The sequence below is a fragment of the Delftia sp. K82 genome, from assembly GCF_002193035.1.
Lineage (GTDB): Bacteria > Pseudomonadota > Gammaproteobacteria > Burkholderiales > Burkholderiaceae_C > Comamonas > Comamonas acidovorans.
Genome location: NZ_MYFL01000001.1, coordinates 3,440,305 through 3,463,613 on the forward strand (window position 1 = coordinate 3,440,305; position 23,309 = coordinate 3,463,613).

The 23,309-nt window shown below is 68.1% G+C and carries 24 protein-coding genes; 10 read left to right on the plus strand and 14 right to left on the minus strand.

Annotated elements, in window-relative coordinates:
- Positions 1-2 precede the first annotated feature (2 nt).
- From hpnD to KDK82_RS15195, 3 genes are all read left to right on the plus strand, one after another.
- Positions 3-848, plus strand: a complete 846-nt coding sequence (hpnD, locus tag KDK82_RS15185) for a presqualene diphosphate synthase HpnD (protein ID WP_016449592.1) — start codon at positions 3-5, stop codon at positions 846-848.
- The gene (gene hpnE, locus KDK82_RS15190; RefSeq protein WP_088165545.1) at positions 845-2,218 is read left to right on the plus strand and encodes a hydroxysqualene dehydroxylase HpnE; all 1,374 of its coding nucleotides are present in this window, start codon (positions 845-847) and stop codon (positions 2,216-2,218) included. Before hpnD ends, hpnE begins: the two co-directional genes overlap by 4 nt.
- Before the next feature lie 123 nt (positions 2,219-2,341).
- Positions 2,342-3,361, plus strand: a complete 1,020-nt coding sequence (locus KDK82_RS15195) for a tripartite tricarboxylate transporter substrate binding protein (protein WP_034391671.1) — start codon at positions 2,342-2,344, stop codon at positions 3,359-3,361.
- Between the two features lie 39 nt (positions 3,362-3,400).
- Here KDK82_RS15195 and KDK82_RS15200 read toward each other — a convergent pair whose 3' ends face one another.
- Positions 3,401-4,084, minus strand: a complete 684-nt coding sequence (locus KDK82_RS15200; RefSeq protein ID WP_034391668.1) for a GntR family transcriptional regulator — start codon at positions 4,082-4,084, stop codon at positions 3,401-3,403.
- Positions 4,085-4,251: 167 nt separating this feature from the next.
- Between KDK82_RS15200 and pcaC the strand changes: the two genes are divergently transcribed.
- The 3 genes from pcaC to KDK82_RS15215 all read left to right on the plus strand — a co-directional run bounded on the left by pcaC (position 4,252) and on the right by KDK82_RS15215 (position 6,640).
- Positions 4,252-4,650, plus strand: coding sequence for a 4-carboxymuconolactone decarboxylase (gene pcaC, locus KDK82_RS15205; RefSeq protein ID WP_088165357.1), 399 nt, complete (start codon positions 4,252-4,254; stop codon positions 4,648-4,650).
- A 10-nt stretch (positions 4,651-4,660) separates the two neighbouring features.
- A complete protein-coding gene (locus KDK82_RS15210) occupies positions 4,661-5,524 on the plus strand; it encodes an NAD(P)-dependent oxidoreductase (RefSeq protein WP_088165358.1) in 864 nt (287 codons plus the stop codon).
- 132 nt (positions 5,525-5,656) lie between these two features.
- Positions 5,657-6,640, plus strand: coding sequence for a tripartite tricarboxylate transporter substrate binding protein BugD (locus KDK82_RS15215; protein WP_088165359.1), 984 nt, complete (start codon positions 5,657-5,659; stop codon positions 6,638-6,640).
- A 7-nt stretch (positions 6,641-6,647) separates the two neighbouring features.
- Here the strand turns inward: KDK82_RS15215 and KDK82_RS15220 are convergent, their stop codons facing one another.
- The 4 genes from KDK82_RS15220 to KDK82_RS15235 are packed head-to-tail and all read right to left on the minus strand — an operon-like array spanning position 6,648 to position 9,161.
- Complete coding sequence (locus KDK82_RS15220) at positions 6,648-7,238, minus strand: trans-aconitate 2-methyltransferase (protein ID WP_088165360.1); 591 nt, start codon at positions 7,236-7,238, stop codon at positions 6,648-6,650.
- 19 nt (positions 7,239-7,257) lie between these two features.
- Positions 7,258-7,470, minus strand: coding sequence for a DUF2788 domain-containing protein (locus tag KDK82_RS15225; RefSeq protein WP_046240878.1), 213 nt, complete (start codon positions 7,468-7,470; stop codon positions 7,258-7,260).
- 56 nt (positions 7,471-7,526) lie between these two features.
- Complete coding sequence (locus KDK82_RS15230; protein WP_088165361.1) at positions 7,527-8,360, minus strand: DUF2189 domain-containing protein; 834 nt, start codon at positions 8,358-8,360, stop codon at positions 7,527-7,529.
- Between the two features lie 30 nt (positions 8,361-8,390).
- Positions 8,391-9,161 (minus strand): HAD family hydrolase, encoded by a 771-nt coding sequence (locus KDK82_RS15235; protein ID WP_088165362.1) that lies wholly within the window; start codon positions 9,159-9,161, stop codon positions 8,391-8,393.
- A gap of 91 nt (positions 9,162-9,252) precedes the next feature.
- On the opposite strand from KDK82_RS15235, the gene hemH reads away from it, so the two are divergent.
- From hemH to KDK82_RS32805, 4 genes are all read left to right on the plus strand, one after another.
- Positions 9,253-10,350, plus strand: coding sequence for a ferrochelatase (gene hemH / locus KDK82_RS15240; protein ID WP_088165363.1), 1,098 nt, complete (start codon positions 9,253-9,255; stop codon positions 10,348-10,350).
- Positions 10,351-10,496: 146 nt separating this feature from the next.
- Positions 10,497-11,471, plus strand: coding sequence for a sulfurtransferase (locus KDK82_RS15245; RefSeq protein ID WP_088165364.1), 975 nt, complete (start codon positions 10,497-10,499; stop codon positions 11,469-11,471).
- 92 nt (positions 11,472-11,563) lie between these two features.
- On the plus strand, positions 11,564-12,661 hold the full coding sequence (locus tag KDK82_RS15250; protein ID WP_088165365.1) for a YeeE/YedE thiosulfate transporter family protein: 1,098 nt from the start codon (positions 11,564-11,566) through the stop codon (positions 12,659-12,661).
- Between the two features lie 11 nt (positions 12,662-12,672).
- Positions 12,673-12,846, plus strand: a complete 174-nt coding sequence (locus KDK82_RS32805) for a hypothetical protein (RefSeq protein ID WP_012204476.1) — start codon at positions 12,673-12,675, stop codon at positions 12,844-12,846.
- Positions 12,847-12,865: 19 nt separating this feature from the next.
- Here KDK82_RS32805 and KDK82_RS15255 read toward each other — a convergent pair whose 3' ends face one another.
- From KDK82_RS15255 to KDK82_RS15295, 9 genes are all read right to left on the minus strand, one after another.
- Positions 12,866-13,861, minus strand: coding sequence for a rhodanese-like domain-containing protein (locus tag KDK82_RS15255; protein WP_088165366.1), 996 nt, complete (start codon positions 13,859-13,861; stop codon positions 12,866-12,868).
- Positions 13,862-13,970: 109 nt separating this feature from the next.
- Positions 13,971-14,879, minus strand: coding sequence for an alpha/beta fold hydrolase (locus KDK82_RS15260; protein WP_088165546.1), 909 nt, complete (start codon positions 14,877-14,879; stop codon positions 13,971-13,973).
- Positions 14,880-14,944: 65 nt separating this feature from the next.
- On the minus strand, positions 14,945-17,137 hold the full coding sequence (locus KDK82_RS15265; RefSeq protein ID WP_088165547.1) for a 3-hydroxybutyrate oligomer hydrolase family protein: 2,193 nt from the start codon (positions 17,135-17,137) through the stop codon (positions 14,945-14,947).
- 77 nt (positions 17,138-17,214) lie between these two features.
- Positions 17,215-18,282: a branched-chain amino acid ABC transporter permease gene (locus KDK82_RS15270; protein ID WP_088165548.1), complete on the minus strand. Its 1,068-nt coding sequence runs from the start codon at positions 18,280-18,282 to the stop codon at positions 17,215-17,217.
- Between the two features lie 13 nt (positions 18,283-18,295).
- On the minus strand, positions 18,296-19,288 hold the full coding sequence (locus tag KDK82_RS15275; RefSeq protein WP_088165367.1) for a branched-chain amino acid ABC transporter permease: 993 nt from the start codon (positions 19,286-19,288) through the stop codon (positions 18,296-18,298).
- Positions 19,285-20,028, minus strand: a complete 744-nt coding sequence (locus KDK82_RS15280; RefSeq protein WP_088165368.1) for an ABC transporter ATP-binding protein — start codon at positions 20,026-20,028, stop codon at positions 19,285-19,287. The genes KDK82_RS15275 and KDK82_RS15280 overlap by 4 nt, the downstream gene beginning before the upstream one ends.
- A complete protein-coding gene (locus KDK82_RS15285; RefSeq protein WP_043791655.1) occupies positions 20,025-20,807 on the minus strand; it encodes an ABC transporter ATP-binding protein in 783 nt (260 codons plus the stop codon). The genes KDK82_RS15280 and KDK82_RS15285 overlap by 4 nt, the downstream gene beginning before the upstream one ends.
- 3 nt (positions 20,808-20,810) lie before the next feature.
- The gene (locus KDK82_RS15290; RefSeq protein WP_088165369.1) at positions 20,811-22,013 is read right to left on the minus strand and encodes a substrate-binding domain-containing protein; all 1,203 of its coding nucleotides are present in this window, start codon (positions 22,011-22,013) and stop codon (positions 20,811-20,813) included.
- A 267-nt stretch (positions 22,014-22,280) separates the two neighbouring features.
- Positions 22,281-23,306, minus strand: coding sequence for a methionine synthase (locus KDK82_RS15295; protein ID WP_088165370.1), 1,026 nt, complete (start codon positions 23,304-23,306; stop codon positions 22,281-22,283).
- Positions 23,307-23,309 lie beyond the last annotated feature (3 nt).

The window sequence follows — 23,309 nt, forward strand, 5'->3', positions numbered from 1 at the left end:
ATATGAATCCGGATCAGTACGTCCAAGACAAGGCTGCCGCCTCGGGCAGCAGCTTTTATTACGCCTTCCTCTTCCTGCCGCGCGAGCGCCGTGCCGCCATCACCGCCTTTTATGCGTTCTGCCGCGAAGTGGACGACGTGGTGGACGAAGTCTCCGACCCCGGCGTGGCCGCCACCAAGCTCGGCTGGTGGCAAAACGAAGTGCACCAGGCCTTTGCAGGCAAGCCCTCCCATCCCGTGATGCGGGCGCTCATGCCGCACGCTCCGGTCTACGCCATCGAAGAGCGCCACCTGCAGGCCGTCATTGACGGCTGCCGCATGGACCTGGAGCAGACCCGCTACCTCGACTTCCCGGGCCTGGCGCGCTACTGCCACCTGGTCGCAGGCGTGGTCGGTGAAGTGGCCGCGCGCATCTTTGGCCAAACACAGGAAGAAACCACCGCCTACGCCCACAAGATGGGTCTGGCCTTCCAGCTGACCAACATCATTCGCGACGTGGGCGAGGACGCCATGCGCGGACGCATCTACCTGCCCATCAGCGAGCTGCAGCAGTTCGACGTCAAGGCGCATGAAATCACCAAGCGCGAATACTCCGACCGCTTCACCGCGCTGATGCGCTTTCAGGCCGAGCGCGCCCACCGCCTCTACGACGAGGCCCTGGCCCTGCTGCCCGCCGCCGACCGCCGCACGCAAAAGCCCGGCCTGATGATGGCCAGCATCTACCGCACCCTGCTGCGCGAGATCGAGGCCGACGACTTCCGTGTGCTGCACCAGCGCATCAGCCTGCCGCCGCTGCGCAAGCTGTGGCTGGCCTGGAAGATGCAGGCGCTGGGGCGCATGGCGCGGTGAGCAGAGACAGCGCCAAGGACACGCCTCACGCCGCCATCCTCGGCGGAGGCTGGGCCGGCTTTGCCGCCGCCCTTGCGCTGGCCCGCAGCGGCTGGCACATCACCCTGCACGAGGCCGCACGCGAGCCCGGCGGCCGTGCGCGCGGCATGGACCTCGACACGCCACAGGGCCCGCTGCGCGTGGACAACGGCCAGCACATCCTCATCGGCGCCTACACCGAAAGCCTGCGCCTCATGCGCGAGGTGGGCGTGGACCCTGAACAGGCCCTGCACCGCCAGCCCATGGCCCTGCCCTATATCGATGGCAGCGGCCTGCGCTTTCCCGACTGGCCTGCGCCGCTGGATGCGCTGGCCGGCATTGCCACCGCACGCGGCTGGAGCCTGGGCGAGCGTGCAGCCCTGCTGGCGCGTGCCGTGCGCTGGCGGCTGGCAGGCTTTCGCTGCGCGCCGCAGGCCACCGTGGCCGACCTGTGCGCCGGCCTGCCGCAGCGCCTGGTCAGCGAGTTCATCGACCCGCTGTGCATCTCGGCACTCAACACGCCCATTCACCTGGCCAGCGGCACGGTGTTCCTTCGCGTGCTGCGCGATGCGCTGTTCAGCGGCCGTGGCGGCTCGCATTTCCTGGTGCCGCGCCGTGACCTGGGCAGCCTGTTCCCCGCGCCGGCCGCGCAGTGGCTGCAAGAGCGCGGCCACGCCGTGCACCTGGGCAGCCGCGTGGCCGAACTGCAGCCCCAGGGCCCGCACTGGACGCTGGGCGCAGCCCAGGCCGAAGACGCGCCCTTTGACGCCGTGCTGCTGGCCTGCCCAGCGCCCGAAGCAGCGCGCCTGGCACTCACCGCCGCCGAGCACGACAGCCTGCCTGCACGCGACGGCATAGCCCTGCAGCGCTGGGCGCAACTGGCCCAGGACCTGCAGCACCGCCCCATTGCCACCGTCTATGCGCAGACCGGCGATTCCTCCCACACCTTGCCCCCGGGCGCGCCCTGGCTGGCGCTGCGCTCCACGCCCGATGCGCCTGCGCAATTCGTCTTCGACCGTGGGCAACTCGGCGGCCCGCAGGGCCTGATGGCCTTCGTCATCAGCGACAGCGCATCGGACCGCGAAACCCTGCAGGCCCAGGTGCTGGCCCAGGCCCAGGCGCAGTTGGGCTGGCATGGACTGGTAGCGCTGCGCACCGTGATCGACAAGCGCGCCACCTTCGCCTGCCTGCCGCAGCTGCAGCGCCCCGGCATGGAGTTGGGCCACGGCCTGTGGGCCTGCGGCGACCATGTGGATGGACCGTATCCGGCCACCATCGAAGGCGCCGTGCGCAGCGGCCTGCAGGCGGCCGAGGCCATCGGCCAGGCCCTGGGAGCCGAGGGAAAAGCCTGATCCCCCGGGTATCTCCGTAGCCTGCAGACCCTGGTTTGACAGCAGATTGACAGCCGCCGGCGCCACCATCGCTGGCGCCGCATCCGCTGCCCATTCACTACAACGATAGCCAGGAGACCAGACATGCCTTCGCGCGACTTTCTTCACCACGCAGACCTGCCCCTGCTCGGCCGCCGCCAACTGCTGGCCGGCACGGGCGCCATGGCCCTGTCGGGCCTGCTGCCTGCGGCCGCGCTGGCGCAGGACGCCTGGCCCACGCGCCCCATCCGCTTTGTCGTGCCCTTTGCGCCGGGCGGCAGCTCGGAAATCGTGGCGCGCTCCACGGCCGCCGAGCTGTCCAAGACCCTGGGCCAGAACGTCTTCGTGGACAACAAGCCCGGCGCGGCCGGCAACATCGCCATGCAGGAAGTGGCGCGCGCCGATGATCAGAGCACCGTCATCCTGGGCCATATCGGCACGCTGGCCGTCAATCCCTACATCTTTGACAAGCTGCCCTACGACGCCAACAAGGACTTCCAGCCCGTCAGCCTGCTGGCCAAGGTGCCCAGCCTGTACGTGGTCCACCCCGATGTGCCGGTCAAGAACCTGCGCGAACTCATCGCCTACGCCAAGAAGAAGCCCGGCCAGCTCAGCTACGGCTCGGCCGGCAATGGCAGCGCCGGGCACCTGGCCTTCGAGTACCTCAAGATGACGGCCGAGATCTTCATGCTGCACGTGCCCTATCGCGGCACGGGGCCGATGATGACGGACCTGATGTCGGGCCGCCTGGACGCCGCCTCGGTCGGCGCCGCCGCCCTGCTGCCCTTCATCAAGGCGGGCAAGGTGCGCTGCATCGCCACGGGATCGACCCAGCGCCTGCCCCAGTTGCCCGACGTGCCCACCGTGGCCGAGCAGGGCTTCCCGGGCTTCGAGATGACGCAGTGGTACGGCATGCTCGCCCCCTCCAGCATGACCCGAGCCCACGTGGACAAGTTGGCAGCCGAATGCGCCAAGGCCGTCAAGGCGCCGGACGCGCTCAAGCGCCTGCAGGGCGATGCGGCCGAGCCCATCGGCAGCACGCCCCAGCAGTTCGCGCAGTTCATTGCCACCGAGCAGGCACGCTGGCAAAAGGTGCTCAAGCGCGCCCAGGTCAAGCCGGACTGAGCGCACACGGACTGACACCCCCAGGCACAGGCCCCGGCATCAGCTGGCCGGGCCTGCCTTCTCGGCCATGGCGCGCAACACGCCCTGGCCGGCCTTTTGCACATGCTCGGCGCTCAGGCGCGCGGCCTGGTCCGCGTCGCCCTGCTCTATCGCCGCCACGATGGCATCCAGCTCGGCCAGCGTCTGCGGCAAGCGCCCGGGCTGGGACATGGAGATGCGCCGCAGCACCGTCACGCGGTTGTTCAGCTGCCGCAGCATCTGGCCGGCCACCAGATTGCCGCAGCCCTCGATCAGGATGTCGTAGAACTGATTCTTGATCGCCAGCAGGGCCACCTTGTCGCTGGCCACGGCGGGCACGGCCAGCTCGCCCAACTTGGCGCGCAGCGCGGCGCGCTGGCCTGCCGAGGCATGCAGCGCAAAGCCCCGGCTGGCCAGGCCCTCCAGGCTGGCCCGCACCTCGTAGATATCGCGCACCTCCTGCACCGAGATGTCCGTGACCTCGGGGCCACGGTGCGGAACGATGGTGATCAGCCCCTCGGCCTGCAGGTGCTGCAGCGACTCGCGCAGGCACGAACGGCTCACATCAAGGCTCTCGCATAGTTCGCGCTCGGACAGCTTCTGGCCCGGCGCAAACACGCCATCGAGGATGGCCGTGCGCAGGGTCTGCGTCGTGCGCAGGCGCAGCGACGTTTCTTCGCGGGGGACACGCAGCATCTGGTTCATGGGACGAATCCTACCCGCCAATCCAGGGGGTGGACGGACTGACGGATTGTCATACACACACCTGGCGCGGCAGGCAATCCCGATTTTCATCAAGTAGGATTGTCTGACAATCTGATTAAATCCACTCCATCGAAAGACATCTTCACCGCCTTCCATCAGGAGTTTTCATGACCCGAGCCTATGCACCCAAGAACCCCGCCCTCTTCGACCAGGGCCTGTCCACCCGCCGCGAGGTGCTCGGCGCCGAGTATGTCGATGCGTCCATCCAGAACGCCACGGACTTCAACATCGACATGCAGGAACTGGTCACCCAGTACTGCTGGGGCGATGTCTGGAACCGCCCGGGCCTGGACCGCAAGACGCGCTCCCTCCTGAACCTGGCCATGATCACGGCGCTGAACCGCCCGCATGAACTCAAGCTGCATGTGCGCGGCGCCATCAACAACGGCCTGACCAAGGAAGAGGTCAAGGAAGTCTTCCTGCAGACCGCCATCTACTGCGGCGTGCCGGCCGCCATCGACTCCTTCCGCGTGGCTTCGGAAGTGTTCAAAGAGATGGACATCTGAGGCACGCAGCATGACCACCATAGGATTCATCGGCCTCGGAATGATGGGCCAGCCCATGGCCCACCTGCTGCACGCCGCAGGGCACGCCCTGGTCATCCGGGACGCCGTGCCCGCCGCCACCGCACGATTCGCGCAGGAGCATGCGGGCGTGGCCGTGGCATCCGGCGCGGCCGACTTTGCCGGCTGCAGCGTGGTCTTCACCATGCTGCCCGACTCCCGCATCGTCGATGCCGTGGTCGGCGAACTGGCACCGCACCTGCCGCCCGGCGCCTGCATCATCGACATGAGCTCGGCCGACCCCACCCGCACGCGCGCGCTGGCCGGCCTGCTGGGCGAGCGCGGCATCGGGCTGCTGGATGCGCCGGTCTCCGGCGGCGTCAAGCGCGCCATTGCGGGCACGCTGTCCATCATGGTCGGGGGCGATGCGGACCTGCTCGCCCAGCACCTGCCGCTGCTGCAGCGCATGGGACAGGCCATCACCCATGTCGGTCCCGTGGGCGCGGGCCATGCGCTCAAGGCACTGAACAACTATGTCTCGGCAGCGGCCCTGATCGCCACGGCCGAGGCCATCCATGCAGGCGCGGCCTTCGGCATTGCGCCGGCCACCATCGTGGACGTGATCAATGCCTCCACCGGCAAGAACAACACCACCGAAAACAAGGCCCACCAGTTCATGCTGAACGGCGCCTTCAACTCGGGCTTCTCGCTGGCGCTGCAGGCCAAGGACGTGGGCATTGCCCTGTCGCTGGGCCAGGCCATGCACACGCCCATGGCACTGGCCGAACAGGTCAGCGCCATGGCGGCCGAGGCCTCCAGGTCCCTGGGACCCGCCGCCGACCACACCGAGCTGTACAGGTACGTGGCCCCGGCCTGAGCCTGCGCCGTCTCGCCGTCGTCAAGGGCCGCATGCGGCCCTTGCCTTACTGCCTCACGCCACCAAACACGCCACCGACAACCGGCCGCACAGAGCCGGCGGCCCCTGCACGCGCCTCCAGGAGACAAACCCATGCGCCCCCTCATCCGCAATCCCCTCGCCCAGCCCCTTCTCGCCGCCGCGCTGGCAGCGGCCAGCCTTGCCGCCCAGGCCTTCCCCAACAAGCCCGTCACCATCGTCGTTCCCTACGCGGCCGGAGGCTCCACCGACGTGCTGGCCCGCGTGCTGGCCGAGGCCATGACGCGCGACCTGGGCCAGCAGGTCATCGTCGAGAACCTGGGCGGCGCCGGTGGCACCATCGGCACCAGCCGCGTCACACGCGCCCAGGCCGACGGCCACACCCTGCTGCTGCACAACATGGGCATTGCCACGGCACCCGCGCTCTACAGCAAGCTCGCTTTCGATGTGAGGCGCGACCTGGAACCCATCGCGCTGGCCGGCGACGTACCCATGATCCTGGTGCGCAGCAAAGGCTTTGCGCCCGCCACGCTGGCGGACTTCATCGCCCACATGAAGGCCAAGCCGGGCGAAGTGCGCTTCTCGCATGCCGGCGTAGGCGCCACCTCCCACCTTTGCGCCATGCTGCTGCTGCAGACCACCTCCACCGAGGCCACCCTGGTGCCCTACCGTGGCACGGGCCCGGCCCTGCAGGACCTGGTGGCAGGCAATGTCGATGTCATCTGCGACCAGCCCGTGGCCACCGGCCCGCACATACAGGCCGGCATGCTCAAGGGCTACGCCGTCGCCACGCGCGAACGCCTGCCCTCCCTGCCCGATGTGCCCACCTTCGCGCAGGCCGGCCAGCCCGGCTTCGAGCTTGCCGTATGGCACGGCCTGTACGCCCCGCGAGGCACGCCCCAGGCCGTCATCGAACGCCTCAACAAATCCCTGCGCACCGCCCTGGCCGAGCCCGCCCTGGTCAAGCGCTTCACGGACATGAGCGTCATCATCCCGCCCGCAGACCGCCTCACCCCCGACGCCCTGCGCCAGCACACCGCCGCAGAAATCAAGCGCTGGGACCCGGTGATCAAGGCTGCGGGTGCCAAGGCCGAGTAACGCCGCACTACGACGACACCGGCCTGCGGGCCACGACATCAAAGCGATGCCAGTGCTTGGGGCCCCGCATGCTGGGGGCCATGCCATCGAACTCATTGAAGGCCATCAGTTCCAAGCCATCAAACAAGCACAAGACCTGATCATGCGAATGAAAACTCATGACCTTCGAATCGGCCCAGGCATCACGCGGTCCGAACAGATGGCCGGCAAACACACCGCCAGGCTGCAGCGAGGAAAGAACCAGCGCCCATAACCCGTCGAAGTGGTCAGGGTGGCAAAAGGGCAGGCTCAGTCCAGCATGGATCAGATGCGCTGCAGGCAAAGAGGAAAGATCCTCGAAACGGCAAGCCTGCAGCGTCAAAGCGCCGGTCGCCTGCGATGCCAGGGGGCGCAAGCCCTCGATGGCCGCAGGTTCGCTGTCGATGGCGTGGACGCGCCAGCCGGTATTGAGCAGCACGCGGCACTCATGGCCCGCGCCACAGCCCAGATCGATGGCCGCTCTATCTGCCGTATCACCCGCCAACGCGTCAAGCGCCTGCACCAGCAGGGGAGATATCTTGCGTCCCTCGGTAAAGCGGTAGTAGTCCGTCCAACTCATGGGTGTGACGCCTGCGGCGTCATCTCTCCATCCACCACTGGATGACGATCTTGGCGATGTAGCCGACAAAGCCCACGCCCAGGCCCAGGAAGATCACGAAGGTGCCGAACTTTCCTGCCTTGGACTGGCGCGCCAGCTGAAGGATGATGAACACCATGAAGAGGATGAAGGCCCCCACGCCATAGGTGAGGAAGAAATGGGCGATCTGTTCTTCTGTATACCCGAATATCACGACAACACCGTCCTACATCCTCCCCTGCAGGCCCGGCCGGTCCGGGCCCGCCCGGCTCAACGCGCCGGAAAGGCCGACGCATCGACCAGATCGCGGTACGCGTGCCAGCTCGCGTGCCCCAGCAGGGGCATCACGGCCACCAGTCCCAGCAGCCAACTGCCCAGGCCCAGCAGGGTCAACAACACAATGAGGGCGGCCCACAGTGCCAGAGGCACAGGGTTGGCCAGCACGGCCAACCAACTGGTCAGCACGGCCTGGCGCACCGTCACCCGCCTGTCCAGCATCAGCGGCATGGCCACCACGCTGGACGCAAAAATAGGCGCTGCCAGAAAACTGCCCAGCGCCAGCCATATCGCAAACAACTGCCCGTCGCGGGCCAGCACCACGTGCTGCACGAAATCCGTCGGGGTGGCGATGCGCACGGGCGAGAGCACGGTGATCAGCGAGGCCGACACCAGCACCCAGCCCGTGGCCGCCAGTGACAGCAGCAGCCCGAACTGGACCAGACACCAGTAGCCGCCCTGCCCCTCGGCCTTGGCCGCATGGCCGTTTTGCCAGCGCGTCCAGGTACGCCGCACCAGGGACAGATCGGCAGCCTCGCCGCGCTCCAGCGCACGGCTGATGGCGTAGAGGCTGGTTGCCACGACAGGGCCGACGATCAGGAACCCCGACAGGGCCCCGGCCATCAGCCAAAAGCGATTGTGCCCCAGCGTCAAGATCAAAAACCCGATCAAGGTCAAGACCAGGCCATGAGCCAGGCTCAGCCAGGGTGCCCTGGCCATGTCGCGCGCGCCACGCGCCAGCCAGCTCAGGGGGTGTTTCCAGCCGATGCTGCGCACGGCGGGGAGGACGGGGGGGTGGAAGAAAGCGGTGCTGTGGCTGGTGGGCATGGCATGGCGCGGCTTCGCGGGCAGGCAGGGTCAGCTGTCAGCCAGCCCCTGGCACAACTGCGCAAGGCTGGCCACCGTGACGTGGGGCGTGGACCCCTCGTGAGGCCATGCTACGCCCGTGCGGTTGAGCCAGACTGCGTGCATACCCGCATCCATGGCGCCCAGCGCGTCGAGCCGCGCGTCGTCGCCAATGTGCAGCACCTCGTCAGGCGCCACGCCTGCCGCCGCCGCTGCCGCGCGGAAAAAGCGCACATCGGGCTTGGCCATGCCGGCCTTGGTGGCGCTCAGCGCGGCATGGAAATGCTCGCCAATGCCCACCACGTGCACGCTGGCGTTGCCGTTGCTCAGCGCCACCACGGGCCAGCGCGCAGCCAGGAACTGCAGGGCGGGCAGCGCGTCCTCGTACAGGTCCACGCGCTGGCGCTCGGCAAAGAAGATGTCGAAGGCCGTTTCCGCCAGGCCGCCATCGTCGCCATTGCGCTGCAGCGCCAGGCGGATGGACTCGCGGCGCAGGCCGCTCAGGTCGTGGGCAAGGTCCGGGCGGTCACGCTCGATCTGCACGCGGATGGCGCGCAGGGTGGCCACGTCGCGCAGCGCTGCGGCCGTGGTGGGCGCATGGGCGTGCAGCCAGTCCAGCAGCACCTGTTCGGCGCGCGAGATGGCTGGCCATACGGGCCACAGCGTGTCGTCCAGGTCGATGGAAATGGCGCGGATGCGGCCGCTGCGGCGCAGCTGCTGCAAGGCGGCCAATGCAGGGTCAAGAGAGGATTCGGAGAGGGGGGCGATGGTGGCTTGGGACATGGTTCGAGCATAGCGAAGGCCGCCGTTGCCGGCAGCAGCCGGGTCATCCGACTCGCGTGGCAGGCGGCTCCGTCCTGCCACAATCGGCCCCATGCCTTCCCGCTTCGCGCCAGAACCTCCATTCCGCCACGACCAACCCCAGCGCACCGCCGTGCTGCTGTGCAACCTTGGAACGCCCGATGCGCCCACGGCCCCGGCCGTGCGCCGCTACCTGGCGCAGTTCCTGGGCGACGACCGCGTGGTCGAGATCCCCAGGATTGCCTGGCTGCCCATCCTGCACGGCATCATCCTGCGCACGCGGCCGGCCAAGTCGGCGGCCAAGTACGCCACCGTCTGGCATGAGAAGGACGGCTCCCCCCTGCAGCACTGGAGCGCGCGCCAGGCCCTGCTGCTGCGCGGCTGGCTGGGCGAGGCCGGGCACAACGTGCTGGTGCGCCATGCCATGCGCTACGGCAACCCGTCCATCCCCAGCGTGCTCGATGCCCTCAAGGCCGAAGGCGCCACGCGCATCCTTATCCTGCCGCTGTACCCGCAGTACTCCGGCACGACCACGGCCAGCGTGTTCGATGCGGTCTACGACTGGGCCCGCACCCAGCGCCATATTCCCGAGCTGCGCTTCGTCAACCGCTACCACGACGATGCCGCCTACATCGACGCGCTGGCCCAGCGCATCGAGGCCCACTGGCGCGGCAACGGCCGTGGCGAGAAACTGGTCATGAGCTTTCACGGCGTGCCCGAGCGCACGCTGCACCTGGGCGACCCCTACCACTGCGAATCGCGCAAGACCGCACGCCTGCTGGCCGAGCGCCTGGGCCTGTCGCCCTCGCAATACCTGGTGACCTTCCAGTCGCGCTTTGGCAAGGCCAAATGGCTGGAGCCCTATACCGAGCCCTCGCTGATCGAGCTGGCACGCAGCGGCACCAAACGGGTGGACGTGGTCTGCCCCGGCTTCACCAGCGACTGCCTGGAAACGCTGGAGGAAATCAGCCAGGAAGCGCGCGAGGCCTTCATGCATGCCGGTGGCGAGCAGTTCGAGTTCATTGCCTGCCTCAACGACAGCGCGCCCTGGATCACGGCGCTGAGCCGCATCGCCCAGCAGCATATGCAGGGCTGGCCCACGCAGAAGGCGCCGCAGGCCGAACTGGACGCCAGCCTGGAGCGCGCCAAGGCCGTGGGCGCACAGCGCTGAGGCCGTTCTGCATCTTCTGCGCCGTGCCATATAACCCTGCCTCATGAGCAGAATGCATAAGCGTCTTTGTATATAGATGCTGCAAGCGGGACAATTGCACTCCAGTTGCTTGTTCCGCCGGTCTTACATGATCGGCCCCAGCCATCATGACCAAGACATTTCTTCCCTCGCTGCGCCTGGCAGTCCCGCTGCTGGCGCTGGGCCTTGCCTGCACCGCCATCGGCACGGCCCACGCCGCCGAACCCCTGCTCACCCCTGCCGGCGTGCAGGCAGCCGCCGGCCAGGACGCCGTGCGGATCATCGACATCCGCGATCCCAAGGCCTATGGCGAGCGCCATATCCCAGGCGCGCTCAACGCTCCCTACGGCAAATGGCGCGGCCCCGCCACCAATCCCGGCGAACTGCCGGAGCTGCCCAAGCTCACCGAACTCGTGCAGTCCCTGGGGCTGACACCGGCCACCCACGCCATCGTGGTCACCTCGGGCGCGGACGCCACCGACTTCGGCGCCGCAGCGCGCGTGTACTGGACGCTCAAGCTGCTGGGCCTCAAGGAGCTGTCCGTGCTCAACGGCGGCATGAAGGCCTGGAACGAGCAAAAGCTCCCGCAGGACAACGAGGCCGTCAAAGTGGCCCGCAGCAGCTACCAGCCCCAGCTCGACACCAGCCTGATCGCCACGCGCGAGGACGTGGGCCAGCACGTCAAGCTCAGCAACGCCGCTCTGGTGGACTCGCGCCCCGACGCCTTCTACCAGGGCAAGACGCGCGCACCCGCCGCCAAGCTCTCGGGCACCCTGCCCGGCGCGCAGCAGCTGGACTTCAACCAGTGGTTCGTGCCCGGCACCTCCACCTTTGTCGATACGGCCACGGCCAAGCAGATCGCGGCCAAGGTCAAGCGCGAGCAGGGCCAGGACATGGTGGCCTTCTGCAACACCGGCCACTGGGCGGCCACCGACTGGTTCGGCCTGTCCGAAGTCGCAGGCCTGCCGGGCGTCAAGCTGTATGCGGGTTCCATGGTGGACTGGACGCAGCAGGCCGATGCGCCGCCCATGGCCAACCAGCCCGGCCGCGCCGAATCCCTGGCCTACGACGCCAAGCAGTGGTGGGAAAAAAAGTTCAAATAAACACCCCCTGAGGCGCTTGCGCGCCTTCCCCCCGTGGCACGGCGCCTCTCTACCCGCTTCGCGGGGAGGGCGACTGCATGGAGAAAAATCATATGAAACGACTTCCTCTTGCGGCCATCCTGGCCGTTTTCTTTGGCTGGCTGCTGTGGAGCGTCTCGGTGCGCCAGGCCGCGCTGTTCGCCGTGGGCCTGGGCCTGGGCGCGGTGCTGGCCGGCAAGCGCTTCGGCTTCACCACGGGCTGGCGCATGCTGATCGAGGACAAGGACGCCAGCGGCGTCTTCGGCCAGTTGCTGCTGCTGGCGCTGGCCGCCGCGCTGGCCATGCCGCTGCTGGGCCACTATCCCGAACTCACGGCCGCCCTGGGCCCGCCCAGCATCAGCCTGCTGGTGGGCGCCTTCGTCTTCGGCCTGTGCATGCAGATTGCAGACGGCTGCGGCAGCGGCACGCTGTACAAGGCCGGCATGGGCATTCCCATGAACGCGGCCATCCTGCCCGTGTTCGCCATCGGCAGCTTCCTGGGCAGCCTGCACCTGGGCTGGTGGCTGGACCTGGGCAACACCCAGCCCGTGGGCCTGGTCACGGCCTGGGGCTGGGCCCCTGCCCTGCTGGCCACGCTGGCGGCGCTGGCCGTGGTCGCGCTGGGCGTGGCCTGGTATGTGCGTGGCGCCAACATGGCACTCAAGCGCCCGGCCAAGCCGCTGTTCGTGCGCAAGTGGGTGGTGGGCGCCGTGCTGCTGGCCGTGCTGGCCACGCTCAACCTCATCATTGCGGGCCAGCCCTGGGGCGTGGTCTACGGCTTCGGCCTGTGGGCCGCCAAGATCGCCAACGCCACGGGCGCCGTGGACCTGGCCGCCAACTGGTTCTGGAGCCAGCCCGGCAACGCCGCGCGCCTGCACGAGACCGTGCTGCTGGACGTGACCAGCATCACCAACATCGGCATCCTGGGCGGCGCCCTGTGGGTGGCTGCCGCCAAGCCCGTCAATGCCAAGCCGCTCACGGGCACGCAATGGATGGTGGCCCTGGTGGCCGGCCTGGTGCTGGGCTACAGCTCGCGCCTGGCCTTCGGCTGCAATGTGGGCGCCATGCTCTCGGGCATCTCCACGGGCAGCATCCACGGCTGGATCTGGGTGCCGCTGGCCTTTGCCGGCACCATCTTCGGCCTGCGCATCCGCCGCCACTTCAATTTCTGAGAGGACCCGCCATGACACAGCAAAACACCCTGCGCGCGGTCTTCTGGGCCGTGCTCGTCCTCTTCCTGGCCTGGGACCACCTGCACTCGCCGCCCGTGGACCTGCGCTTCGAGGCGCCGCTGATCGCGGCCGGCTCGGGCAAGGCCACGCAAGGCGGGCACTGCTCGATGCCGGCGGGGAAATAGGTCAAGGCCAAGGCCAAGGTCAGGGCACGCTGGGCGCCGGCCCCTCATCCGCGCTGGCCGTCACGGGCAGCGGCGCGGTTTCCACGTCGAAGCCAGCCGCCTGCCAGGCCTTGAGGCCGCCCACCAACGGGCGCACGTTGGCAAAGCCGGCGCGCTGCAGCTGGCGCGCCAGGCGGGCGGCGGATATCTCGTTGGGGCAGTCGCAGTAGATCACCAGCCCGTGGGGATGGTCGTGCTGGGGCAGCAGGTGCGCATGCGACTCGCCGCCATCGCGCGGGCGCAGTTCCCAGGACTGGGCGCCGGGGATATGGCCCTGGCGGTACTGCGGCAGAGCGCGCACATCGATCACCGTGGGCTGCATGCCCTGGGCATGCAGGCCCGCCAGTTCGCGCACCGACATGCGCGGCATGCGCAATGAACGCACCATGCGATGGCGCTGCCACCACTTGCGCACGATGAACAGCCCCAGCGCCACGCCCAGCAGCAACAGGCCCCACTGGCCCAGCGCGGTGAGCACGCCCAGCAGGTCTTCCACCGTGGAGCTGAACAGCGAGCCCAGGTACACGGCCGAGCCCACCCAGATCAGCGCACCCAGCCCGTCATACAGCACGAAGCTGCGCAGCGGCGTGCCCATGACACCGGCCAGCGCGCTGGCGATGGAGGCAAACCCCGGCACGAACTTGGCCACCAGCAGCGACCTTGCGCCCCAGCGGCCATAGACGGTTTCGGTCTGGCGGATGCAGGCATCGGGCGACAGCGAGATGCGGCAGATGCGCCCCAGCACCCGGTGGCCGTAGGCCTTGCCGGCCTGGTACCAGAACAGGTCGGCAATCAGCGCCGCGCTCACGGCCACGGCCACCAGCCACAGCAGGCGCACCCAGTCAGCGCCTTCCAGCGCGCCGGTCACGACCAGCACCGGGTAGGCCGGAATCGGCGCACCCAGCTGCTCGACGAACACATTGAGAAAGACGATGCCGAAGCCGTACTCGCGGATCAGCTCCACCAGAAAACCCATGTCAGGCCTCTCTTGCCCAGACGGTGCCCGCGCCCGAAAAGAAGGCGAGGCTGCACCCGTCGCAAATGCTAGCGCGGCAGCAACATCCGCGCCCGGCCCGGGTTGATGCTCAGCCGCGCTGCAGATGCTCCAGCACCCATTGCCAGTGCGCGGGCACGTTCAGCGCCGGCGCATGGCCGCAGCCGGGCACCTCCTGCCAGTGCAGCAGGCCGCGCGCACCGGGGCCGCGCGTGGTCATTTCCCGAGCCACCTCGGGCAGTACCAGGTCCGAGTCCACGCCCCGCAGCAGCAGCACGGGGATCTCCAGCGCGTCGTAGTGCGGCCAGATGCCGTAGTCGTCGTCATGGGCCGTGAACTGCTCGATCATGGCCGGGTCGTAGTGCGGCGTGACGCGCCCATCGGGCAGGCGGCGCACGCTGGTCTCGGTGAGCTTGCGCCACTCGGCCTCGCTGAGCCAGCCATAGGGCCGGTAGGCCTGGCGAAAGAAGGCCTCCAGCTCGCCCACCGTATCGAAGGCCGGGGGCTGGCCCGCATAGGACCTGATGCGTGCAAGCGCTGACTCGGCCAGCTGCGGCGCATTGTCATTGAGTACCAGCGTCGCAATGCGTGCGCGCAGCGACGGCTCGAACAGGCCCGAGGCGCAGACCGTGCCGATCGCCCCGCCCATGGACGTGCCCACCCAATGCGCGCGCTCCAGCCCCAGCGCATCGAACAGCCCGCGCGCAATGCGGGCGTAGAAGCCCAGCCGGTATTCCTCGCGCGGCGCGCGGCTCCACTGGCTCAGGCCCCGGCCCGGCGTGTCAGGGCAGATCACGCGCCAGCCCTGGCCTGCCAGGAACTGGGCCAGTGCATCCATGTCGCGCCCCGTGCGTGCCAGCCCGTGCCAGGCGACGACGGTGCCCGCTGGCGCCACCTCGGGCGCGGGCCGCCAGTCCATGTAGTGGATCTCGTAGCCCGCGCATTGCGTGTAGCAGGAAGCGGGTACGGGCGCGGATGAGGAAGATGCTTTGGAAGCCATGGGAGAAATCTCTGCTGTGCAGGAGCGGCCGGCCGCCTTGGCCGCCGGCCGCTCCAGGGCCTGGCTCACTCAGGAATGCGGATCAGCCCGTCGCTGACCTCGATGGTGTTGGCCGTGCTGGGCCGCGCCACGAAGGGCGGCACCTGGGCCGCCGTGATGGCAGGCGCCGCGCCCGGCTGGCCGCCGCGCGGCGTGGTGCGCACCACCTGGCTGGCCGGCAGTGCCGTGCTGCTGCGCAGGTTGGCCCACACGGCATCCATGGCCTGGTTGAAGTACGGATGCAGCGGCACAAAGCGCGTGTCGAAGCCCGAGAACGGCAGGAAGGCATCGAAGTGCTGGGCATTCACCACCTCGATATAGCGCAGCCGCGTGTTGCTGCCGTCCAGCCCCCGGTTGAGCACCGTGTAGGCGCGCGCATTGTGGTTGACCGGCACCAGCGCATCGCTGCGGCCCGCCACGATGATGGTGGGCTTGCCGCGCAGCTTGGCGGTGTGCAGCACCTCGGCAATGCCGGCGCGCACGGCGTCGCTCTGAGCACGCGTGGGCACGCTGCTTTCGGAGAGATTGAAGCCCGTCACCGGATCGAAGCCCGTCACCAGCGCGTGCTGGCACAGCGCGTTGTCCAGGCCCAGGTCGGCCACGCGCGTGGAGGGCGACACGGCAAACTGCCAGGCCTTGGCCCCGCCCACCGAGTCGTTGTAGACCACCGTGGCGGGCGTGCCGTTGGCCGTGCCATTGGCCGTGGCAAAGCTCTGGGCCAGCGCGGCCCCCGTGGCGGGCACCACGTCGCCCGTGGCATTGGCGGCCGCAAAGCTGGTGCGGCACAGGTTGGCATCCACGCCAAACCGGCCATAGGCCATGGTGTACATGGCCGACAGGATGGGGCCGTTGCCCAGCGCGTAGTGGGCGTTGTGCATGCGGTCATGGTCGCGCGTCCAGCCGTACAGGCGCAGCTTGCTCAGCGCATTGGCGGCGCGGTCGGCCGTGGTGCTGCCGATGACCAGGCCCTTGGCAGCCAGGCTGGTGCAGCGTGCCTCGGCCCGCGCCGTCATGGCAGTGAGGCCTATGTAGTTGAAGATCGATGTCTCGGTCAGCGCCGCATCGGGCGCCAGCGCCGCGCAGGGCTGGTAGATGTTGCCGTAGGTGGTGTACTCGGCCAGCGTGCGGCCCGGGTTGGGCATGGTCGCATTGCCCACGGCAATCGTGTAGCCCTGGCGCGTGGGCATCTCGGTCACGGGTTCGGAGGCCACCACGCCGTCGATCAGGCCGTCCGCATCCAGTTCGGCCGCACGCAGCACGGCCGCGCCGCCGTTGGAGGCCGAGCCCGCCAGCACCAGCGTGTTGTCCTTGCCGAAGGGCACGGGGTCCTGCGTGGTGCCATAGCGGGCATTGAGCACGTACAGCGCATAGCGGGCCGCGGCCAGCGTGTCGTTGCCCCAGTCCTTTTCAGGGTTCTGCTGGGAATGCGCGTGCTTGATGGCAATGCGGTTGGGAAACGCCGCGTTGTAGGCGGCGCGCGCCGCATCGGTCAGCCGTGCGGCAAAGAAGGACAGGCTGCCCGCATCCGTGCGCGTGGCGCGCGTGCCGTCCAGCTTGTTGACGGTGTCGTCGCTCAGGTTGTGCAGGCCCACGCCCTTGCCCGCATCGGTCAGCGCCACGGCGCAGCCCTTCTTCAGGCCCCACTCGCCCGCCGTGCCGATGGCGCCATACACGCCGCGCGAGCCCGAGGACGGGCCCAGCACGATGCACGGCCGGTTGCGGTCAAAACTGTCCGGCACCTGCACCGCCACCATGGTCTGCTTGCGGCCCGTGCCGTCGTCCAGCACGGCCAGGTACTCGCGCCCGGGGATCAGCCCTTCGCCCGTGGTCACCTGCCCGTCTGCCGTGATGTTGGGGCCGTACAGCGTGCCGTAGCCGCCGCCCGCCGAGGGGTCCAGGATGCCCCGGTAGTTGGAGTACAGCGCATTGCGCCGCAGCTCCGCCGCCGTGGGATTGGCAGGGTCCGCGTACAGGGGCGCGGCCGCGGCGCCCAGGCCCGTCTTGCCCAGGCCGCCGGTCAGCAAGTCCTGCGTGGCCGCCGTGGCGCCCGTGCCGGTGGCCGTGGCCGGATACACCGTGGCGCCCAGCTCGGTAAAGCCCTTGGGCAGATCGTTGCTGGGATCTCGCTCGCCGCTGCCGCAGGCCGCCAGCGCGGCAGCCGCAACAGCGGTGGCCGTCCAGCGCCAGGGCTGCGCCCGCCTTGTGTCTCGCCCATCCATCAATGCCACACCTTCACGCTTGAACATGCTCATCTCCTTTTGATATTTCTCTGATGCACGAATGCGCCACAGGCTGGTCAAGCCTTGGCAGCGGGGGAACGCAAACGGCCCACAACCCCGGTGGGAAAGTAATACACGGACAGTACAAACAGCAAGCCCAACCACAGCAGCCAGCGGTCGGGCGACAGCAGCGCGGCCAGCCAGGGCAGGCTGTGCGCGGCCTCGCTGGCCACGCGCAGCAGGTCCTGCAGATAGCTCTGGGCGATGAGGAACAGCACCGAGCCGATCGCCGCGCCATAGATGGTGCCCATGCCGCCGATCACCACGATCAGCAGGCAGTCCATCATGATCTCGAACGACAGCGAGGTATCGGGCCCGTTATAACGCAGCCACAGCGCCAGCATGGCCCCGGCCACACAGGCGAACAGGGCCGACAGCACGCTGGACAGCGTGCGGTACACCACCACCCGGTAGCCGATGGCCTCGGCACGGAACTCGTTCTCGCGGATGGCCTGCAGCACGCGGCCGAACGGGGAATTGACGATGCGCAGCAGCGCCAGCACCAGCGCCACGGCCAGCACGAACAGCAGGTAGTAAGTGATGATGCGCCCGTCGATCAGCACGCCCAGCACCTCGTTCTCGAACGGCTCGAAGCTGGGCGACAGCCACTCGGGCAGCTTGAAGCTCAGCCCGTCTTCCCCGCCCGTCCATTCCGACAGCTGCGAGGCCAGCGTCTGGAACGCCGCCGCCACGGCCAGCGTGATCATGGCAAAGAAGATGGCCCGCACGCGCAGCGAGAACAGGCCGATGGCCAGCGACAGCAGCAGCGACACCAGCAGCGCCGCGCCCAGGCCCAGCGCCAGCGCGCCCCAGCCAGCACCTATGCGCGACGATGCAATCGCCACCCCATAGGCGCCAATGCCGAAGAACATGGTGTGCGCAAAGCTCACGATGCCGGTGTAGCCCAGCAGCAGATCGAAGCTGGCCACCAGCACCACGAAGATCAGCACCTTGGCCGCCACGTTCAGCGCCTTCACGCCAGGGAACACGAAGGGCGCCGCCGCCAGCCCCAGGAAAATCAACAGCAGCAGCACCGCCAGCACGCGGCTGCGCGGCATGTCGCCGGAAAGCAATCGGTTGAGCATGTCGATCACTCCTTCAGCGGTTCGCGACGGGATAGACGCCCTGAGGCCGCCACAAGAGGATGGCCACCATCAACGCAATGTTGGAAAACAGCGCCACCTTGGGCACCAGGAACCCCGTGTAGTTGGCCATCAGCCCCACCAGCAGCGCGCCGATCAGCGCCCCGCCCGTGCTGCCCAGCCCGCCGATGATGATCACGATGAAGATCAGCACATTGACCTGCGCGCCCATCTGCGGCACCACGCTCTGCTGGTACATGCCCCACATCACCCCGCCCAGCCCGGCCAGGGCCGAGCCCGCCACGAACACGCCCACGAACAGTCGGCGCACGCGGTAGCCCAGGGCCTCCACCATCTCGCGGTCCTGCACGCCCGCGCGGATCAGCAGGCCGATCTTGGTGCGCGACAGCGTCCAGGCCAGCAGGGCAAACACCGCCAGCCCCACCAGCACGGCCACCACGCGGTACTTTTCCACGGCGGCATCGCCCAGCAGCCAGGCGCCCTTCATGCCCTGGGGCAGCGGCAGCGGAATCTGCTGCGGGCCCCAGATGAGCTTGATCAGTTCCTCGCCAATGATCATGCCGCCCATGGTGATCAGGATCTGCTTGAGATGCTGGCCGTACACGGGCCGCACGATGAAGCGCTCGAACGCCAGCCCGATGGCGCCCGCCACCAGCATGGCCACCACCATGGCCGGCAGCACGGCCAGCAGGTTGCGCCACAACTGGTCCGACCCCGTCCAGTCGCCCATGGCACCCAGCACGCTGGTGGCCACGAAGGCACCCAGCGCGATGAACACGCCGTGGCCGAAGTTCAGCACGTCCATCAGCCCGAACACCAGCGTCAGCCCCGAGGCGATGATGAACACGATCATCCCCATGGCCAGCCCCGCCACCGTCAGCGTCAGCCAGGTCGAGGCCGAGCCCACCAGCGGCAGCGCCACCAGGGCCAGCACCGGCACCAGCAGCAGCGGCTTGAAATCCACATCCAGCTTGTTCAGCTTGTTCATAGCGAAAGCCCCAGCAGCGACTGCTGCAACGCCGCGTCTGCCGAGAACTCGGCCATGCCGCCCGCATGCACCACGCGGCCGTTGTCCATCACCGCCACGCGGTCGCCCAGGCGGCGGGCAAAGCCCAGGTTCTGCTCCACCAGCACAATCGTCGTGCCGCCCGCCTTGAGCTGGGCGAAGGCCGCGATCATGTTCTCGATGATGGCCGGCGCCAGGCCCTTGCTGGGCTCGTCCACGATCAGCAGATCACGCGGCTCCACGATGGCGCGCGCCACCGCCACCATCTGCTTTTGCCCGCCCGACAGCTTGCCGGCCGGGTGGTTCCAGAACTTCTCCACGGCCGGGAACATGCCGAAGATCCACTGCAGCCGCTGCGCGTCCATGCGGTCGGCGCGCGAGGCGCCGCGCGCGGCCAGCAGCAGGTTCTCCTGCACCGTCAGGTCCGCGAAGATGCCCATGTTCTCGGGCACATAGGCAATGTTCAGCCGCGCAATCGCGGGCGTGGGCAGGGCCGTGATGTCGGCCCCGCCAAAGGCGATGCGCCCCTGGCTGGCCCGCCACAGGCCCATGATGGTGCGCAGCGTCGTCGTCTTGCCCGCACCATTGCGCCCCAGCAGCATGGTCAGCTGCCCGCGCGGCACGGCCAGGTCCACGCCATGCAGGATGTGATAGGCCCCGATATGCGTGTGCACGCCCGACAGCTCAAGCAGGTTGGGGAGGGAACTGTGGTCGAGCGTCATGCGGCCTCCTTCACGGCGCCCTGCTCCGGCATCACACCCAGGTAGGCCTGCTGCACCACAGGCGAGGCAATCACCTCGGCCGGCGGCCCATCGGCCACCAGCGTGCCATTGGTCAGCACGATGATGCGGTCGGCCAGCTCGCGCACCACATCCATCTTGTGCTCCACCAGCAGGATGATCTTGCTGCGGTCCTGCTTGAGCTTGCGTATCAGGTCCAGGATCACCGGCGCCTCGTCATGGCTCATGCCCGCCGTGGGCTCGTCGAACATATAGACCTGGGGTTCCAGCGCCATCAGCAAGGCCACCTCCAGCTTGCGCTGGTCGCCATGCGGCAGCGCGGCCACGGCCTCGTCGCGCCGGGCGGACAGGGCCACCTGGTCAAGGATGTGCAGCGCCCGCTGCGTGAGCGCGCGGTGGTCGCTCCAGATGCTCCACAGGTTCAGGCCGCGCCGGTGCGGGCCCTCGTCGCGCGCCTGCACGGCCAGGCGCACGTTCTCCAGCACGCTCAGGTGCGGGAACAGATTGGTGAGCTGGAACGCCCGCCCCAGCCCGGCGCGCGTGCGCGCCGAAGGGGCCAGCCCCGTGAGCTCGCGCCCGCCCAGCAGCACGCGCCCGGCGGTGGCTTTGAGCTGCCCCGAGATCAGGTTGAAATACGTGGTCTTGCCCGCCCCGTTGGGACCCACGATGGCCGTCAGCGTGCCCGGCTCGAAAGCGCAGCTCACGCCGTTGACGGCCACATGGCCCCCGAAGCGGATGGTCAGATCCTCTGTGCGCAACATTGCTCAGCGGCCGTTGCGGATGGGGACCTGCATCTCCTCGGGCTTGATCTCGCGCACCAGCTCCGGCACGCCCCAGGCCAGCGCCGGGTCCACGCGGATCTTGAAGTGGTACATGCTCTGCAGGGCCTGGTGGTCTTCCTTGCGGAAGGTCATCTGGCCCTTGGGCGTGTCGAAGCTCATGCCCTCCATGACCTTGATCAGCGTGTTGGTCTTGGTGTCTCCACCTGTCTTCTTGAGCGCCGTCACGATGGCCATGGCCGCAGAGAAACCGCCCGCCGTGAAGAAATCCGGCGGCGTCTTGTACTGCTTGTAGTGCATGGACACCAGGGCCTCGTTCACCGGGTTCTTGGGAATGCCGTAGTAGTAGTACGTGGCGCCCTCCATGCCCGGCAGATTCTTGTAGGCCGCCATGGCGGGCAGGATGTTGCCGCCCGTGGCGATCTCGATGCCGTAGCGCTTGAGATCCATGTCCGCGATCTTGAACGGATTGCCCGCCCCGGCCCACACGATCCAGATGATCTTCCTGCCCGGCTGGTCCTTGAGCTTGTCGATCAGCCGCTGCGCCCCTGCCGTGAAATCCGTGGTGGCTGCGGGCAGGTATTCCTCATGCGCCAGCTTGCCCTTCTTGATGGAGTCCTTGAAGGCCTTCACCCCGTCGCGGCCGAAGGCGTTGTCCTGGGCCAGCGTGGCAATCGTCACGCCCGCCTTGTCGATGGCCACCGCATTGCTGATGGCGTCCTGGCTGGAATTGCGGCCCGTGCGGAAGATGTACTTGTTCCACTTGTCGCCCGTGATCGAATCGGCCACGGCCGGCTCCACCAGCAAAATCTTCTTGTACTCCTCGGCCACGGGCAGCATGGCCAGCGCCACGCCGGACGACGTGGGCCCCACGGCCAGATCGGCCTTGTCATCGGAATACGCCGTGGCCAGCAGGCTCTTGCCCAGGTCGGGCTTGCCCTGGTCGTCCTTCTCGATCACCACCAGCTTTTTGCCATTCACCGCCATGCTGCCGCCCGTGGCGTACTCCAGCCCCATCAGCAACCCGGCCTGGGTCTGCTTGCCATAGGCCTCCAGCGCGCCGGTCTTGCTGTAGACGTGGGCAATGCGGATCTCGCCCTGCTGGGCCATGGCGGCAGGAGCCGCAGCGGCCATGGTGGCCATGGCGGAGAGTGCGAGGGCGGAATGCAGGAAGGGGCGGCGTTGCATGGTTTGTCTCCTTGGGTTGGCGGCTGGGCTGGCGCCCGCTGCTTCTGTGGGGAGGGACCATGCATGCTTTGTGCCAGGCAGGCCCAGGTGGGCCAAGCAGGCGCAATGGCGGGCTCGGGCAGAGCACGGGCAGTGAGTGCCCGACTATTGAACAGATTCAGTGTCTTGACTTCAGACAGTTGCCTGAATCCGATACAGGGCAAACCATGAACCCCTGGCACCCCTTGCACCCCAGGGTTCTGCCCCCGCGCTTGGCCACGCAGGGCATCAGGCCTTGGCGAGCCGCTCCTTTGCCAGCTTCGTGCCTTCTGCCAGCGCCTTCAGCTTGCGCCACGCCACGTCCCGGCCCATGGGCGCCAGGCCGCAGTTCGTGCAGGGGAACAGCCGCTCCTTCGGCACGAACTCCAGTGCCCGGCCGATGGTGTCCGCCACCTCCTCGGGTGTCTCCACCACGTCGCTGGCCACATCGATCACGCCGACCATCACGTCCTTGCCGGCCAGCAGCCTCATCAGGTCGGGCGGCACATGGGAGTGGATGCATTCCAGGCTCACCTGGTCGATGCGGCTCCTGGCCAGCGCGGGAAACACCGTCTCGTACTGGCGCCATTCCTCGCCCAGCGTGCTCTTCCAATCCGTATTGGCCTTGATTCCGTAGCCGTAGCAGATATGCACGGCCGTCGTGCAGGTCAGGCCCTGCGCTGCGCGCTCCAGCGCCTGCACGCCCCAGTCGGCGGCATCCTTCATGTAGACATTGAAGGCGGGCTCGTCGAACTGGATGATGTCCACGCCGTCGGCCTGCAGCGCCAGGGCCTCCTGGTTGAGCAGCTCGGCAAAGGCGAAGGCCATCTTGACCTTGTCGCCATAGAAGCGGTCCGCCACGGTATCGACGATGGTCATCGGGCCGGGCAGCGTGAACTTCAGCTTCTTCTTGGTGTGCGCACGCGCCAGCTGCGCCTCGAAGGCATGCACGCGGCCCTTCAGGCGCAAGGCGGCAACCACCTGCGGCACCATCGCGTCGTAGCGGTTGTCGCGGATGCCCATCTTCACCTTGTTGTCGAAGTCGATGCCCTCCACCTGCTCCAGAAAGCCATGCACGAAGTGCTGGCGCGACTGCTCGCCGTCGCACACGATGTCCAGGCCTGCATCTTCCTGGGCCTTGATCCACAGCAGGGTCGCATCGGCCTTGGCCTGGCGAAGCGCATCGCCCTCGGCCTGCCACTGGGGCCAGAGCTTGTTGGTTTCGGCCAGCCAGGCTGGCTTGGGCAGGCTGCCGGCGATAGAGGTTTCAAACATCGG